At 42.7% G+C, this 15,327-nt stretch carries 27 protein-coding genes; 2 read left to right on the forward strand and 25 right to left on the reverse strand.

The annotated features are described in order from the left end of the window. Positions 1 to 15: 15 nt before the first annotated feature. From rpsK to rpsJ, 25 genes are all read right to left on the reverse strand, one after another. A complete protein-coding gene (gene rpsK / locus FAX86_RS13695; RefSeq protein ID WP_144393976.1) occupies positions 16 to 405 on the reverse strand; it encodes a 30S ribosomal protein S11 in 390 nt (129 codons plus the stop codon). Positions 406 to 421: 16 nt separating this feature from the next. Further along, the gene (gene rpsM, locus FAX86_RS13700; protein WP_144393977.1) at positions 422 to 778 is read right to left on the reverse strand and encodes a 30S ribosomal protein S13; all 357 of its coding nucleotides are present in this window, start codon (positions 776 to 778) and stop codon (positions 422 to 424) included. A 103-nt stretch (positions 779 to 881) separates the two neighbouring features. Then, on the reverse strand, positions 882 to 995 hold the full coding sequence (gene rpmJ / locus FAX86_RS13705; protein ID WP_144393978.1) for a 50S ribosomal protein L36: 114 nt from the start codon (positions 993 to 995) through the stop codon (positions 882 to 884). Between the two features lie 39 nt (positions 996 to 1,034). After that, positions 1,035 to 2,369 (reverse strand): preprotein translocase subunit SecY, encoded by a 1,335-nt coding sequence (gene secY, locus FAX86_RS13710; protein ID WP_144393979.1) that lies wholly within the window; start codon positions 2,367 to 2,369, stop codon positions 1,035 to 1,037. Beyond that, positions 2,369 to 2,806, reverse strand: a complete 438-nt coding sequence (gene rplO, locus FAX86_RS13715; RefSeq protein WP_144393980.1) for a 50S ribosomal protein L15 — start codon at positions 2,804 to 2,806, stop codon at positions 2,369 to 2,371. Before rplO ends, secY begins: the two co-directional genes overlap by 1 nt. A gap of 1 nt (position 2,807) precedes the next feature. Beyond that, complete coding sequence (rpmD, locus tag FAX86_RS13720; RefSeq protein WP_144393981.1) at positions 2,808 to 2,990, reverse strand: 50S ribosomal protein L30; 183 nt, start codon at positions 2,988 to 2,990, stop codon at positions 2,808 to 2,810. Between the two features lie 4 nt (positions 2,991 to 2,994). Next, the gene (gene rpsE / locus FAX86_RS13725; RefSeq protein ID WP_205859200.1) at positions 2,995 to 3,504 is read right to left on the reverse strand and encodes a 30S ribosomal protein S5; all 510 of its coding nucleotides are present in this window, start codon (positions 3,502 to 3,504) and stop codon (positions 2,995 to 2,997) included. Positions 3,505 to 3,511: 7 nt separating this feature from the next. Beyond that, positions 3,512 to 3,868: a 50S ribosomal protein L18 gene (gene rplR / locus FAX86_RS13730; RefSeq protein ID WP_425467784.1), complete on the reverse strand. Its 357-nt coding sequence runs from the start codon at positions 3,866 to 3,868 to the stop codon at positions 3,512 to 3,514. Positions 3,869 to 3,874: 6 nt separating this feature from the next. After that, positions 3,875 to 4,408, reverse strand: coding sequence for a 50S ribosomal protein L6 (gene rplF, locus FAX86_RS13735; RefSeq protein WP_144393984.1), 534 nt, complete (start codon positions 4,406 to 4,408; stop codon positions 3,875 to 3,877). A gap of 11 nt (positions 4,409 to 4,419) precedes the next feature. After that, positions 4,420 to 4,818: a 30S ribosomal protein S8 gene (gene rpsH, locus FAX86_RS13740; RefSeq protein ID WP_144393985.1), complete on the reverse strand. Its 399-nt coding sequence runs from the start codon at positions 4,816 to 4,818 to the stop codon at positions 4,420 to 4,422. Positions 4,819 to 4,835: 17 nt separating this feature from the next. Further along, complete coding sequence (gene rpsN, locus FAX86_RS13745) at positions 4,836 to 5,141, reverse strand: 30S ribosomal protein S14 (protein WP_144393986.1); 306 nt, start codon at positions 5,139 to 5,141, stop codon at positions 4,836 to 4,838. Between the two features lie 11 nt (positions 5,142 to 5,152). Further along, a complete protein-coding gene (rplE, locus tag FAX86_RS13750) occupies positions 5,153 to 5,692 on the reverse strand; it encodes a 50S ribosomal protein L5 (RefSeq protein WP_144393987.1) in 540 nt (179 codons plus the stop codon). A 20-nt stretch (positions 5,693 to 5,712) separates the two neighbouring features. After that, positions 5,713 to 6,033, reverse strand: a complete 321-nt coding sequence (gene rplX, locus FAX86_RS13755; protein WP_144393988.1) for a 50S ribosomal protein L24 — start codon at positions 6,031 to 6,033, stop codon at positions 5,713 to 5,715. A gap of 13 nt (positions 6,034 to 6,046) precedes the next feature. Beyond that, positions 6,047 to 6,415, reverse strand: coding sequence for a 50S ribosomal protein L14 (gene rplN, locus FAX86_RS13760; RefSeq protein ID WP_144393989.1), 369 nt, complete (start codon positions 6,413 to 6,415; stop codon positions 6,047 to 6,049). Positions 6,416 to 6,514: 99 nt separating this feature from the next. Further along, the gene (gene rpsQ, locus FAX86_RS13765) at positions 6,515 to 6,775 is read right to left on the reverse strand and encodes a 30S ribosomal protein S17 (protein ID WP_144393990.1); all 261 of its coding nucleotides are present in this window, start codon (positions 6,773 to 6,775) and stop codon (positions 6,515 to 6,517) included. Continuing rightward, positions 6,775 to 6,966 (reverse strand): 50S ribosomal protein L29, encoded by a 192-nt coding sequence (rpmC, locus tag FAX86_RS13770; protein WP_144394050.1) that lies wholly within the window; start codon positions 6,964 to 6,966, stop codon positions 6,775 to 6,777. Before rpmC ends, rpsQ begins: the two co-directional genes overlap by 1 nt. Continuing rightward, on the reverse strand, positions 6,966 to 7,379 hold the full coding sequence (gene rplP / locus FAX86_RS13775; RefSeq protein WP_144393991.1) for a 50S ribosomal protein L16: 414 nt from the start codon (positions 7,377 to 7,379) through the stop codon (positions 6,966 to 6,968). The genes rpmC and rplP overlap by 1 nt, the downstream gene beginning before the upstream one ends. Positions 7,380 to 7,390: 11 nt before the next feature. Then, positions 7,391 to 8,092 (reverse strand): 30S ribosomal protein S3, encoded by a 702-nt coding sequence (rpsC, locus tag FAX86_RS13780; protein WP_144393992.1) that lies wholly within the window; start codon positions 8,090 to 8,092, stop codon positions 7,391 to 7,393. Between the two features lie 10 nt (positions 8,093 to 8,102). Continuing rightward, on the reverse strand, positions 8,103 to 8,435 hold the full coding sequence (gene rplV, locus FAX86_RS13785) for a 50S ribosomal protein L22 (RefSeq protein WP_144393993.1): 333 nt from the start codon (positions 8,433 to 8,435) through the stop codon (positions 8,103 to 8,105). A 12-nt stretch (positions 8,436 to 8,447) separates the two neighbouring features. Continuing rightward, positions 8,448 to 8,723 carry a 30S ribosomal protein S19 gene (gene rpsS, locus FAX86_RS13790; RefSeq protein ID WP_144393994.1) on the reverse strand — a complete coding sequence of 92 codons (276 nt, stop codon included), beginning with the start codon at positions 8,721 to 8,723 and terminating at the stop codon, positions 8,448 to 8,450. Between the two features lie 14 nt (positions 8,724 to 8,737). Beyond that, positions 8,738 to 9,565 carry a 50S ribosomal protein L2 gene (gene rplB, locus FAX86_RS13795; RefSeq protein WP_144393995.1) on the reverse strand — a complete coding sequence of 276 codons (828 nt, stop codon included), beginning with the start codon at positions 9,563 to 9,565 and terminating at the stop codon, positions 8,738 to 8,740. Positions 9,566 to 9,583: 18 nt separating this feature from the next. Continuing rightward, entirely contained in the window at positions 9,584 to 9,877 is a 294-nt protein-coding gene (rplW, locus tag FAX86_RS13800; RefSeq protein ID WP_144393996.1) for a 50S ribosomal protein L23, read from the reverse strand. Continuing rightward, positions 9,874 to 10,491 (reverse strand): 50S ribosomal protein L4, encoded by a 618-nt coding sequence (gene rplD / locus FAX86_RS13805; RefSeq protein ID WP_144393997.1) that lies wholly within the window; start codon positions 10,489 to 10,491, stop codon positions 9,874 to 9,876. The genes rplW and rplD overlap by 4 nt, the downstream gene beginning before the upstream one ends. 11 nt (positions 10,492 to 10,502) lie before the next feature. After that, the gene (gene rplC, locus FAX86_RS13810) at positions 10,503 to 11,138 is read right to left on the reverse strand and encodes a 50S ribosomal protein L3 (RefSeq protein ID WP_144393998.1); all 636 of its coding nucleotides are present in this window, start codon (positions 11,136 to 11,138) and stop codon (positions 10,503 to 10,505) included. Positions 11,139 to 11,234: 96 nt separating this feature from the next. Then, positions 11,235 to 11,546, reverse strand: coding sequence for a 30S ribosomal protein S10 (gene rpsJ, locus FAX86_RS13815; RefSeq protein WP_144393999.1), 312 nt, complete (start codon positions 11,544 to 11,546; stop codon positions 11,235 to 11,237). Positions 11,547 to 12,083: 537 nt separating this feature from the next. Here rpsJ and fusA point away from each other — a divergent pair. Together fusA and FAX86_RS13825 are read left to right on the forward strand one after the other, a co-directional pair. Next, positions 12,084 to 14,168, forward strand: coding sequence for an elongation factor G (gene fusA / locus FAX86_RS13820; protein WP_144394000.1), 2,085 nt, complete (start codon positions 12,084 to 12,086; stop codon positions 14,166 to 14,168). Between the two features lie 83 nt (positions 14,169 to 14,251). Next, positions 14,252 to 15,190 (forward strand): AEC family transporter, encoded by a 939-nt coding sequence (locus FAX86_RS13825; RefSeq protein WP_144394001.1) that lies wholly within the window; start codon positions 14,252 to 14,254, stop codon positions 15,188 to 15,190. Positions 15,191 to 15,327: the final 137 nt, after the last annotated feature.

Genomic DNA, 15,327 nt, shown 5'->3' on the forward strand with positions numbered 1-15,327 from the left:
TTTCGTCTCCGTTATCTACACACGTCGCTTTTTAGGCGGACGGCAACCATTGTGTGGTATTGGTGTTACATCGGTGATGTTCGTAATTTTAAAGCCCGCAGCTCCAAACGCTCGGACAGCAGATTCTCTACCCGGCCCAGGACCTTTTACGAAAACTTCAAGATTTTTCATCCCCATGTCTTTAACCATGGTTGCAACACGATCGGCAGCTACTTGAGCAGCAAACGGTGTGCTTTTACGTGAACCACGGAAACCTGATCCACCAGCGGTTGCCCAAGCTAGAGCATTTCCCTGACGGTCTGTAACGGTAACTATGGTGTTATTAAATGAGGCATGGATGTGAGCCATGCCATCAACAACATGCTTTTTAACCTTTTTACGGGTTTTAGTCGGTGTCTTTGCCATAATTCAAATCCTAGTGTTAGTTCTTAATAGGCTTTCGAGGGCCTTTACGAGTACGAGCATTGGTTTTTGTACGCTGTCCACGCACAGGCAAACCTCTACGATGACGAATGCCTCGGAAACAACCAAGATCCATCAAACGCTTTATGTTCATACTAACTTCTCTACGGAGGTCACCTTCGACTGTAAACTTAGCGACTTCTGTTCGAAGTTTTTCGATCTGACCTTCGTCAAGATCTTTAATTTTAACACTAGGCTCGATTCCCGCTGCTTCACATATATCTAAAGCGCGAGGGCGGCCGACACCGTAAATCGCGGTTAAAGCGACTTCAGCATGCTTATGTACAGGTATGTTAATGCCAGCTATACGGGCCATTTAATCAAACTCCACTAAATTGTTTCGGCTAACCTAGCCAAAAAGGCGCAATAGGATAGCCATAAAACGAATAAACTTCAACCTATTTACGGTAAATACTAATCTAACCCTGACGCTGCTTGTGTCGTGGGTCTTCACAGATTACTCGAACACTGCCATTGCGACGAATAACTTTGCAATTGCGGCAAATCTTCTTTACCGAAGCACGAACTTTCATAACCTACTCCAAAACTCGATCGCTGCTTTTCAAAATCGATCAACGAATTTGGCCTGCAGCGCCATAATTTTTAAAATTAGCCTTCTTCAAAACTGACTCGTAATTGCGGGACATAAGATGGCTTTGAACCTGACTCATAAAGTCCATAACAACAACTACTATAATCAATAGTGAAGTACCACCAAAGTAAAAAGGCACCTGGGTAAACAAAATCAAAAACTCTGGCAATAAGCAAACAAGAGTTACATATAGTGCACCGACCAGAGTTAGCCGCGTCATGACTTTGTCGATATATTTGGAGGTTTGCTCACCGGGTCTTATACCCGGAATAAACGCCCCAGATTTCTTTAAATTATCCGCGGTATCACGAGGATTCATCGTTAACGCAGTATAAAAAAAGCAAAAGAAAATTATTCCGATTGCATAAAGAATTATATATAAAGGATTTCCAGGCTGAAGTTGCACGGTGATGTCTCGCAACCAACCTAAATTTTCATTACCTTGACCTACCCATTGAAGAATTGAGCCCGGGAACATTATTATCGCAGTTGCAAAAATTGCCGGTATCACACCTGCCATATTTACTTTTAATGGCAAATGACTACTTTGCGCTGCGAAAACTTTTCTACCTTGCTGCCTCTTGGCATAATTAACAACAATTCTACGCTGTCCACGCTCAACCCAAACAACGAAGAAAGTCACCAAAATGACTAAAGCTCCTATCGCCATTAATGCGATCGAATGTAACTCGCCCTGGCGCGCCTGTTCTACCGTCGAACCAATGGCACTTGGTAATCCAGCGACAATGCCGGCAAATATGAGCATCGAAATACCGTTACCAATACCCCGCTCATTGATTTGTTCTCCAAGCCACATCAAAAACATAGTGCCAGTTACGAGAGAAACTACAGCGCCAAAATAAAACGGAAATCCCGGGTTTGGTACTATACCGGGAAGCATGTTTGGAAGGTTCAAGGAAATTCCAACTGCTTGAATAGTTGCTAAAACAAGTGTCAGATAACGAGTGTACTGATTCAACTTTCGTCGTCCTGACTCGCCTTCTTTTTTTAGCTGCTTCAATCTATCATCCACAAATCCCATAATTTGAATGATAATTGATGCAGAAATATAGGGCATTATACCTAGAGCAAAAACACTAGCTCTCTCCAGCGCTCCACCTGAAAACATATTAAACATTAATAATAAGTTTCCAGACTGCTGTTCGAGCATTTGTTGCAACACAGTCGCGTTTATACCAGGTACAGGAACGAACGAACCAATTCTGAATACGATCAGAGCGCCGAGTAAAAACAACAATCGTTGTTTTAACTCGGACATTCCGCTACTCACTTGTGAAGCAGGTGTTTTAGCCATTAGCCTTCCACCTTACCGCCGGCCGCTTCGATTGCTTCTTTTGCACCTTTTGAAACTCTAATGCCTGTAGCAATAGTTACGGCTTTTTTTATTTCACCTGAAAGCATAATCTTCACAGAATCGATTCTGTTATTTATCAAACCAGCAGATTTAAGGCTCAATAAATCAACATTCTCACCGTCAACTTTATTCAGTTCACTTAACCGAACCTCAGCTGTGGAAAGAGATTTACGAGATTTGAAACCAAACTTTGGTAACCGTTGCTTTAAAGGCATTTGACCGCCTTCAAAACCAACTGCAACTTTTCCCCCAGACCGAGACTTCAAGCCTTTATGTCCACGACCTGCGGTCTTGCCGAGAGTGCTACCAATTCCTCTACCAACACGCTTGCGAGCCTTTTTGGCCCCTTCAGCGGGGCTCAACGAATTAAGTCTCATTTTAGTCCTCCACGCTTACCATGTAGTAGACCTTATTAGCCATACCACGGTTCTCAGGGGTATCAGCCACTTCAACTGTATGCCCTATCTTGCGTAATCCTAGTCCTGACAAGCAAGCTTTGTGAGCTTTTAGTCGGCCAATGCTAGAACGTATTTGCGTAACTTTAAAAGTCTTATTAGCCATAATGTTACTCCAAAATATCTTCAACAGATTTGCCACGCTTCGCGGCTACTGATTCAGGAGTAGACATATCAGCCAATCCTTTTATCGTCGCTCGAACGATATTAATAGGATTGGTTGAACCATTACTCTTTGCCAAAACGTTTTGGATACCAAGTACTTCGAATACGGCGCGCATTGCACCACCCGCAATGATACCCGTACCTTCTGAAGCAGGCTGCATAAAAACTTTTGATGCGCCATGCGCAGCATTAATTGGATGCTGCAATGTATGACCATCTTTGAGCTCTACTTGAATCATATTGCGACGAGCTTGCTCCATCGCTTTCTGAATTGCTGCTGGAACTTCGCGTGCTTTTCCGCGACCAAAGCCAACCTTACCTTTACCATCGCCGACAACTGTTAAAGCGGTGAAAGAAAAAATTCGACCACCCTTAACCACTTTGGCGACACGGTTAACGTTGACTAATTTCTCCACCAGACCTTCGGTGCTGTTCACTTCTTGTCTAGCCATCATTCAACCCTTAAAACTTGAGACCTTTCTCTCGAGCCGCATCCGCCAATGCTTTAACTCGACCATGATATTTAAAACCAGAACGATCAAACGCTACATTTGAAACGCCTGCATCTACAGCTCTTTCAGCTACCAGATTACCAACTTTTTTTGCAGCATCTAAATTTCCGGTACTCTTCAACTCGCTTTTAACAGCTTTTTCTACAGATGATGCAGCTGCCAATACGCGACCGTCTTCAGATGAAATAACTTGTGCATAAATATGTTTTGGTGTTCTATTAACAACCAATCGATTTACACCTAGTTCCTTCATATGATAGCGCCCAGAAGCGGCGCGACGAATTCTTGCTTGCTTCTTACTCATGATGACGCCCTATTTCTTCTTAGCTTCTTTACGACGGATATATTCATCCACATAACGCACACCTTTACCTTTATACGGCTCTGGCGGGCGATACGCTCGAATATTGGCCGCAACTTGACCAACCAATTGCTTGTCGGCTCCTTTCACAACAACATCTGTATTTGATGGTGTTTCTACAGTTATGCCTTCAGGAACGCTGTACTCAACAGGATGAGAAAAGCCTAGAGTTAAACTTAACGTCTTACCTTTTGCTTGCGCTCTATATCCGACACCAACTAACTGCAACTTTTTCTCGAACCCATCACTAACACCGACAACCATGTTGTTAATAAGTGCTCGCATTGTTCCGGCGAAAGCCCTCGCATCAGCAACACCCTCTTTAGGTGCAAAAGTCAGAACATTTTCATCCTGCTTTATTTCTACTGCTTCGTGCACAGTTCTTTTAAGCTCGCCTTTACTTCCCTTGACGATAATATCCTGACCATTCAAGGTAACAGTCACGCCTGAAGGTATAGAAACTGGATTATTCGCTACTCGAGACATGATTCAACTCCTTAACTTACGGTGCAAATCACTTCACCACCGAAACCGGCAGCACGTGCAGCTTTGTCTGTCATTACGCCTTTAGAAGTCGAGACGATCGCAATACCAAGACCATCGAGGACCTTAGGTAATTCATCAACCTTCTTATATATGCGTAAACCTGGGCGACTAACTCGCTTTATTTCATCAATAACCGGCTTGCCTTCATAGTATTTAAGCACTATCGACAAAGTACGCTTATTGTTATCTTCGTCTGCAACGGAGTAATCACTAATAAAGCCTTCTTCTTTCAGAACGTTACAAACGTTTACTTTCTGATTAGAACAAGGCATTGAAACTATTTTTTTGCCTGCCATTTGACCATTTCGTATCCTGGTCAATAAATCGGCTATTGGATCTTGTAAACTCATGACGATTCTCCCAAGAATTACCAGCTAGCTTTCACTAAACCAGGAACGTCACCTTTCATAGCATGCTCACGTAATTTATTTCGGCATAAGCCAAACTTTCGTAAATAGCCATGAGGACGACCAGTAACTCGACAACGATTATGTTTTCGAACAGGACTCGCATTGCGAGGAAGCTTTTGAAGCTTAAGCTGTGCTTCCCACTTCTCATCATCGCTTGTCTTGGGATCTCTTATAATCTCTTTTAACTCTGCGCGTTTCTTTTCATACTTCGCTACAGTACGAGCTCGCTTTTTTTCGCGCTCTATCATTGCAACTTTAGCCATAACCTCATTCCTTAACTTTTGATTGGGAAGTTAAAGGCGTCTAATAACGCTCGAGCTTCTTCGTTTGAGTCTGCAGTAGTTGTGATCGTAATATCTAGACCACGTACCTTATCGACCTTATCGTAGTCGATTTCAGGAAAAACGATTTGCTCTTTAATTCCTAGAGAATAATTTCCGCGACCATCAAATGACTTAGGACTTAATCCCCTAAAGTCTCGAATCCGAGGAATAGCAATAGAAATTAATCTTTCGAAAAATTCCCACATTTTCTCGCCACGTAAAGTTACTTTACATCCAATAGGATAGCCTTCGCGAATTTTAAAACCCGCTACTGACTTACGAGCTTTAGTTACAACCGGCTTCTGGCCTGAGATTGCGGTCATATCACTCATTGCATGTTCGATAACTTTTTTGTCACCAACCGCTTCACCCAGACCCATGTTTAATGTGATCTTCGTAATGCGTGGGACTTGCATGACGGATTTGTAGTCAAACTTCTCTTGAAGCTCTTTGACTACATTGTCTTTATATAAGTCGTGCAGTTTCGCCATCTTAAATTCACCAATTAAAATTAAATATCAATTTGATCACCAGAAGACTTAAAGACACGAACTTTAGTGCCATCTTCTAATGATTTGATACCAACGCGATCAGCTTTGCCCGTAGAGGCATTAAAAATCGCAACATTTGAAATGTGAAGCGGAGCTTCCTTCTCAATAATGCCACCTTCAACGCCAGCCTGAGGATTAGCTCGCTGATGTTTCTTAACCAAGTTTGCACCATCGACCACTACTTTTTCAGAGTCAATTAATACCTTGGTTACTTTGCCACGCTGACCTTTACTCTTTCCTGCAATGACAATTACTTCATCACCGGTTTTGATCTTACGCATGCCCCAAGTCTCCTTATAGCACTTCAGGAGCCAGTGATACTATTTTCATGAACTTGTCGCCTCGTAATTCACGAGTGACAGGTCCAAAAATACGTGTACCAATCGGCTGCAGGTTATTGTTAAGAAGGACCGCTGCGTTTCCATCAAAGCGAATAATGGAACCGTCAGGTCGGCGAACACCTTTGCGAGTGCGAACTACAACTGCATTTACGATGTCACCTTTCTTAACTTTTCCGCGTGGAATCGCTTCTTTCACGCTCACCTTAATGACGTCACCAATATTAGCATAACGTCGGTGCGATCCTCCCAAGACCTTTATACACATTACTTGACGAGCGCCACTATTATCAGCCACATCAAGCATAGATTGCATCTGGATCATCGGTTATCTCCGCATTCAACCCGACAGTCCGGCAAAGGGACGCGGGAGTATACATTAAAATATTCATTAAGTCACAGGAATTGCCCGTGACCAGTTTAATTAGTTTGCTTTTTCGACAATCTCAACGAGCTGCCAAGTCTTTGACTTTGAAAGAGGTCGACTTTCGATAACCCTTACTCTGTCTCCAGACTTACACTCATTGTTCTCGTCATGAGCATGTACTTTAGTTGAGCGCTTTATGAACTTTCCATATAGAGGATGCTTTACATAGCGCTCGATTAGTACAGTGATGGTCTTATCCATCTTGTCACTCACTACTTTACCAGTAAGAGTGCGCTTTACAGTTGCTTGCTCGCTCATTACGAATCTGCCTTCTGGTTAAGTACAGTCTTGATACGCGCAATATTGCGACGCACTTGCTTCAGTTGATGAGTCTGACCCAACTGCCCAGTTGCATGCTGCATCCGCAAGTTAAATTGCTCTTTTGAAAGAGCAACCAACTCAGTATTTAACTCATCAACGCTTTTTTCACGTAAATCTTTTGCGTTCATCACATTACCGTCCGAGTTACAAATGTGGTTCTCACTGGCAACTTAGCAGCCGCTAACTCGAATGCTTCTCGTGCCAACTCTTCAGATACGCCTTCAACCTCGTATAAAACACGTCCGGGTTGAATTTGTGCTACCCAATATTCCACACTACCTTTACCTTTACCCATCCGAACCTCTAAGGGCTTTTGAGTAATTGGTTTGTCTGGAAATACTCTAATATAAACCTTACCAGCACGTTTCATATGACGAGTCATTGCTCGACGTGCTGCTTCGATCTGACGTGAAGTTAGTCGACCGCGAGTTGTAGCTTTTAACCCAAACTCACCAAAACTAACTTTACCGCCCGCAATCGCAACACCGCGGTTACGACCTTTTTGAACTTTTCTAAATTTCGTTCTTTTTGGTAATAACATGGTCGCTTCCCCTACTTCTTCTTAGCTCGGGGGCCTTTCTTTTTAGGTGCGGGTTTATCAGCTTCTTCTTGCTGATGCTCTTCTCCACCTAAAATTTCGCCCTTAAAAATCCAAACTTTTACACCAATTACACCGTAAGTTGTATTGGCTTCAGATGTTGCATAATCAATATCAGCACGTAGAGTATGCAATGGTACACGACCTTCTCGATACCACTCAGTACGAGCGATCTCAGCACCACCTAATCGACCTGATACTTGTATTTTGATACCACCAGCACCTAAACGCATCGCATTTTGCACAGCTCGCTTCATTGCTCGACGAAACATAACTCGACGTTCAAGTTGTTGCGCTACGCTATCAGCTACCAGTTGACCGTCTAACTCAGGCTTTCTCACTTGTTCAATATTGACTTGAGTAGGTAGCCCGGTGAAATCAGATAACTTCTTACGAAGCTTCTCAATATCTTCACCTTTCTTACCAATAACGATACCTGGTCGTGCAGTGTGAATAGTTACACGTAATGCTTTAGCAGGTCGCTCAATTTCTACTCTAGATACTGATGCTTGAGATAACTCTTTGCTCAACCAGTTTCGAATCTCAATATCGCTCTCTAGGTTATCGGCGTAATCGCCTCTTTCAGCATACCAAGTAGCATTGTGCTGTTTCACAATTCCTAAACGGATACCGGTTGGATGTACTTTCTGACCCATTACCTATCTCCTACTTTTCCGCGACTTTAACGGTGATGTGGCATGAACGCTTAAATATGCGGTCAGCTCTACCTTTTGCACGAGGTTTTATTCGCTTAAGTGTTGGGCCTTCGTCAACAAACACAGTTGACACTGTCAACTCGTCAATATCAGCTCCGTCATTGTGCTCAGCATTAGCTATAGCTGACTCCAGAACTTTACGCATTAAATCAGCTGCTTTTTTAGGGCTGAACTGCAACAACTGTAAAGCTCTTTCTACCGGCAAGCCGCGAATTTGATCTGCAACCAATCGCGCTTTTTGTGCGGAGATACGAGCATGTCTTAAAACAGCTTGAGTTTCCATGTTGACCTCCGCTTATCGCTTAGATGACTTATCTGCAACATGTCCTTTATAGGTACGAGTTGGGGCAAATTCGCCCAACTTATGACCTACCATATCTTCAGTAACAAAGACAGGAACATGTTGTCGACCATTATGAACAGCTATGGTTAATCCAACCATTTCAGGAGATACCATAGACCGACGAGACCAAGTCTTAATTGGTTTTTTGCTATTTGCTTCGAGAGCCGCTTCGACCTTCTTCATTAAATGAAGGTCGATAAATGGGCCTTTCTTTAGTGAACGTGGCACAGTTCTACCCTCTGTTATTTCTTATTACGACGACGGACAATAAGTCTGTCGGTACGTTTGTTACTACGAGTCTTCTTGCCCTTAGTTGGCGTACCCCATGGAGAAACGGGATGACGGCCACCTGAGGTACGTCCCTCACCACCACCGTGTGGATGGTCGACTGGGTTCATAGCAACGCCTCGAACAGTAGGACGAACTCCACGCCATCGCGATGCACCGGCTTTACCCAGTGAGCGCAGCATATGTTCGGCGTTACCAACTTCACCGATAGTTGCTCGACATTCAGATAACACGCGACGAGTTTCTCCTGAACGTAACCGTAAAGTTACATACGAAGTTCCTCTAGCAATGATTTGAGCATAAGTTCCTGCGCTACGAGCAATTTGAGCACCTTTTCCAGGCTTCATCTCGATACAGTGAACAACAGTACCCACTGGAATGTTTCGCATCGGTAAAGTGTTACCTGCTTTAATCGGCGCATGGTCACCAGACATAATCTGATCACCAGCACGCAGGTCTTTTGGAGCAATGATATATTTGCGCTCACCATCTTTATATAAAACGAGGGCAATATTAGCACTGCGATTAGGATCATACTCTAAGCGCTCAACAACGCCTGGAATATTATCTTTATTTCTTTTGAAATCAACTAAACGATAATGCTGTCGATGACCGCCGCCGATATGACGAACGGTAATACGACCGTTGTTGTTTCTTCCGCCTTTCTTACTCTTCTTATCCAAAAGAGCAGCGTGTGGCTTACCTTTATGTAAATCAGGGTTAACCACTTTAACGACAAAGCGACGCCCTGCAGAAGTTGGTTTAGCTTTTTCTATAGCCATTGTTTCTCACCTCTTCGCTTACTCGGCGCCTACAAAGTCGATGTCCTGACCTTCTTTCAGTGACACGTAGGCTTTTTTCCAATTCTTACGACGACCAGTCATTGCTCCAACACGTTTAGTCTTACCTTTAACATTTAGAGTTTTAACTGATTCGACCTCTACTTCGAACATAGCTTCAACAGCTTTTTTTATTTCAAGCTTGTTCGCATCTTTCGCTACCTTAAAAACGAACTGACCGTTTTCTGCATTGATCGTCGCTTTTTCAGAAATGTGAGGTGCTAAAAGCACTTTCGCTAATCGTTCTTGATTCATCCCAGCATCTCCTCAAATTTCTTAACTGCCGCAACAGTCATAAGCACCTTGTCAAAAGCGATCAGACTAACGGGATCTACACCTTGAGGATCACGAACATCAACTTTGTGTAAGTTTCGTGATGCTAAGTGAAGATTCTCGTCGACGTTATCAGTAACAATTAAGACGTCTTTTAATTCGAACTCTTTTAACTTACCAACTAATTCTTTGGTTTTTGGAGCAGAAACTGCAAAATCCTCAACAACAATCAAACGTTCCTGACGAACCAACTCAGACAAAATTGCCTGCATTGCGCCACGATACATTTTCTTATTAACTTTTTGCGAATAGTCCTGTGGTTTGGCTGCAAAAGTTACACCACCCGCACGCCAGATTGGACTACGGATTGTACCAGCACGCGCTCGGCCAGTACCTTTTTGACGCCATGGTTTCTTTCCACCGCCACTTACTTCACTACGAGTTTTCTGCGCACGAGTTCCAGCTCGACTTGCTGACATATATGCAACAACAACTTGATGAACAAGGGCTTCATTAAACTCACGGCCGAAAGCAGTTTCCGAAACTTGTAGGGCTCCGCTAGCGTTATTCCCGGGAACAGATAAATTAATTTCCATTCGTCTTCCCCTTAGCCTAACTTAACTGCAGGACGAACTATTACGTCCCCGCCAGTGGCACCAGGTACGGCACCTTTGATTAAAATAATGTTGCGCTCAGCATCTACTCGAACAACTTCTAGTGTTTGTGTAGTAACTCTCTCAGCACCCATGTGTCCTGACATTTTTTTGCCTTTAAAAACACGGCCTGGAGATTGGTTTTGACCAATAGATCCAGGTACACGGTGAGAAATTGAGTTACCGTGAGTCGCATCTTGGCCTCGAAAGTTCCATCGCTTGATGGTACCTGCGTAGCCTTTACCTTTAGACGTTCCGGTGACATCTACTTTCTGTCCAGCTTCGAAGATATCTAACTTAACTTCTCCGCCGAGTTCAAAACCCTCGATTGAGTCTACGCGAAACTCCCAAAGCCCACGCCCAGCTTCAACACCGGCCTTCTTAAAGTGGCCAGCAGATGCTTTACTTACTCGAGATGCTTTTTTACTACCCGTAGTCACCTGAACGGCTGAGTATCCGTCAGTTTCTTGTGTTTTAACCTGAGTAATGCGATTGGCATCAACTTCAATCACAGTTACAGGAATGGATACACCATCTTCTGTAAATACTCGGGTCATTCCGCATTTGCGGCCTACGATTCCGATTGTCATGTTACGGCCCTCTAAATGATGTTGGCACTTCCAACATCTCTAGTCATGATTCTTTCAGTTATAACTATTTAAAAGTCAGTTATATCCGGCTTTCAGTTATGACAAACTGATCTGCACGTCAACGCCTGCAGCTAAATCTAGCTTCATTAATGCGTCAACTGTTTTATCAGTTGGTTCTACGATATCTACCAGTCTCTTGTGGGTACGAATTTCGTACTGGTCACGTGCATCTTTGTTTACGTGAGGAGAAATAAGTACGGTATAACGCTCTTTACGAGTCGGTAGTGGAATCGGTCCACACACCTGAGCACCAGTACGTTTCGCAGTGTTCACGATTTCTGCAGTAGACTGGTCAATCAACTTGTGGTCGAAAGCTTTTAGTCGAATTCGAATACGCTGCTTTGCCATCGCAAAGACACTCCAATTAGTCAATTTATAAACGTCAAAAAGCGCCCTCCCAACTATTACTACTGGGAAAAGGCAACTTTAACCATTTCGAGTCCCATATTAGACTCGATTATCCTTCGGCAGCGAGCTATCGCTGCGAGCCTGAGATCTAATAGCAACAGGCTTTCTTCCTTGCCTCTTTAATGAGGGTGCGCAATTATATGTAAACAGAATCCACATGGCAATAGCCAAATGGATTTATTTTAGTCAATAGCCAACAGCGAATTTGGTAACCTTCATTTTATTATGTTTTTAAAGGTTTATATCTAGTTATTAAATTACCCTCTATTAATTAGCTCATCTCTTTTTACTAGAAAACACTTACAGCAAAACAGAGTTGAAACTCCCTTCATATTCAAATATTTTCAGTTTTGACCGAAATTTATTCAATAAGCTATAACTCTTCACTGTTATCTAGTGTATAATGCGCGCCTTTCGCGTTTAGCGCCCAAATAAACCAATAATTTTTAATTAATTGCAACGACATAGAGTAGAAACATGGCTGATTTATCTCACTACAGAAACATAGGCATTTTCGCTCACGTGGACGCAGGTAAAACTACCACGACAGAGCGTATTTTGAAGCTTACCGGAAAAATCCATAAAACCGGCGAAGTTCACGACGGCGAATCAACAACAGACTTTATGGAGCAGGAAGCAGAGCGTGGTATTACCATTCAATCAGCTGCAACTACTTGTTTCTGGAAAGATCATCGCTTGAATATCATTGATACTCCCGGACACGTGGACTTCACAGTCGAAGTTTACCGTTCTTTGAAAGTACTTGATGGTGGTGTTGGCGTATTTTGTGGTTCTGGCGGTGTTGAACCGCAATCAGAAACAAACTGGCGATATGCTAACGAGTCAGAAGTCGCTCGAATCATATTTGTGAATAAGTTAGACCGAATGGGCGCTGACTTTTATCGAGTAGTAAAGCAAGTTAAAGATGTTCTAGGCGCTACCCCATTAGTAATGACTTTACCGATTGGTATCGAAGATGACTTCGTAGGTGTTGTCGATCTTTTAGAGCAAAAGGCTTACGTTTGGGACGATTCAGGTCTACCTGAAAATTACGAAGTTAAAGATATTCCGGCAGATATGGTTGACAAGGCAGCAGAATATCGCGAAATGCTAATCGAAACTGCAGTTGAGCAAGATGATGAGCTCATGGAAAAATACCTTGAAGGTGAAGAACCATCTATCGATGACATCAAACGCTGTATTCGTAAGGGAACACGTGATCTTGCATTCTTCCCTACATTTTGTGGTTCTGCTTTCAAGAACAAAGGTGTCCAGAACGTGTTAGATGCAGTTGTTGATTATCTTCCTTCTCCTACGGAAGTTGATCCTCAACCTCTTACTGACGAAGAGGGTAACGAAACCGGCGAGCACGCAATTGTCTCAGCTGATGAACCATTAAGAGCCCTAGCATTCAAAATTATGGATGACCGGTTTGGCGCACTGACCTTTATACGTATTTACTCAGGTAAAATGACAAAAGGTATGACCGTGTTAAATTCATTCACGGGTAAAACAGAACGTATTGGCCGTATGGTTGAAATGCATGCCGACGAACGTACAGAATTAGAAAGCGCTCAAGCAGGCGACATTCTCGCAGTTATTGGCATGAAAAACGTTCAAACTGGACATACATTATGTGATCCAAACCATCCATGTACGCTTGAGCCAATGGTATTCCCTGAGCCAGTAATCTCTATCGCTGTAGCACCTCGTGACAAAGGCGCTTCTGAAAAAATGGGTATCGCTATTGGCAAAATGGTTGCTGAAGACCCATCATTTCAGGTTGAAACGGACCAAGATTCAGGTGAAACCATTCTGAAAGGAATGGGTGAGCTACACTTAGATATTAAAGTCGATATCCTTAAGCGTACTTATGGTGTTGAGCTTGATGTAGGAAAACCTCAGGTAGCTTACAGAGAAACCATCACCCAACGCGTCGAAGATAGCTACACACATAAGAAACAATCTGGTGGTTCAGGCCAATTTGGTAAGATCGATTATGTTATCGAACCAAATGAACAAGGCGCTGGATTCGAGTTTGAGTCAACCGTTGTTGGTGGAAATGTACCTAAAGAATTCTTCCCTGCGATTGAAAAAGGCTTCAAGGGTATGATGGGAGAAGGCGTTCTAGCTGGTTACCCAGTACTCGATGTTAAAGTTACATTGGTTGATGGTGCATACCACGCTGTTGACTCGTCAGCAGTTGCATTCGAGATTGCAGCCAAAGGCGCATTCCGCCAATCAATTCCGAAGGCAGGAGCACAGCTTCTTGAACCCATTATGAAAGTGGATGTGTTCACACCAGAAGATCACGTTGGTGATGTCATTGGTGATTTGAACCGTCGTCGCGGTATGATTGCAGGCCAAGAAGCGGGCCCAACTGGCGTTCGAATTAAAGGTGAAGTCCCGCTATCTGAAATGTTCGGATACATTGGTCACCTACGTACAATGACATCTGGTCGAGGGCAGTTCTCTATGGAGTTCGAAAAATACTCACCATGTCCAGCAAACGTTGCTGAGCAAGTTATTGCTGAAGCAAAAGAGCGCAACGAGAAAAAATAATTTTCTGTAAGTTGTTTTAATAACCCCGTCAGTGCAAACTGACGGGGTTATTTTTTGCCAAAAGAAAAGATTGACTCACTGTAATGTTATCTATCATTAACGCCATTACACCTCTGCTAATACTCATCGCCACAGGGTTTTTCCTTGGAAAATTTAATATTATTTCTAAACAAGGACTTTCAGGACTGTCTCGAGTTACATTTACGATTTTTATTCCCAGTTTACTTTTTTTGAGTATTTACCAAAGCGCCGACTTATCAGAACTGAGCCTCAAGTTGCTCGCAGCATTTTATTTTCCAGTAACTCTGCTATTTTTTTTGAGCGATCGCATTTTTGACTATTTCTGGAAAGACCGAGCTTTAAAGTCCGAATTATTTTCATTAGCTTCAACATTTTCAAACAATATATTAATTGGAATACCCGTTCTAGTTACTTTTTATGGTGATAGCGTTTTATTACCAGGCTTTTTCATCGTCTCCATTCATAGCTTGTTGTTATTCACTTATACAAGTCTTTGCACTTCCTTTCGAACCCCAGAAAACTCAAGTCTTTATCGCTCAATAACGGCAAGTATCTGGCTAACATCACGCAGTCCCATTGTGCTTAGTTTAATACTGGGCTTAATGCTGAAAAATGTATCTATCATTTTACCCCAATTCATAATCACACCTATCGAGTTATTAAAGGCAGCTGCACTACCCTCGGCACTTATAGTGCTCGGATGCACGCTATCAAAATATAAAATGACAGAGGCATTAACTCCAATTTTTACTGTCAGTCTTTTAAAATTGATTATCCTTCCCCTATTGATAGGATTAAGTGCGCACTATCTCTTTAACCTAGAGAATAAATACCTAATCATCTTAGTGATTATGTCAGCCTCCCCCGTAGGTATAAATGTCTTTATGTATGCAGCGAGCGATTCAGACAACTCACCAATTCTTGCTTCCACGATTTTAGTTTCGACTCTTTTGTCATTGATTACGATTCCACTCTGGCTGTTGTTACTAGGCGTTGCCTGACAAATCAATATATTTTATTTAACTGAATTGCTTTAGAGTTGCGATGAATTTTCAATCAACTATAATACGCTTCCGCTCATAAAGAGCATCGCCAAACCTACTCAAAAGCACCGAATTTACGATTCGGCAAGCAGGAG

Source organism: Pleionea sediminis, from assembly GCF_007570825.1.
In the GTDB taxonomy this organism is placed as follows: domain Bacteria; phylum Pseudomonadota; class Gammaproteobacteria; order Enterobacterales; family Kangiellaceae; genus Pleionea; species Pleionea sediminis.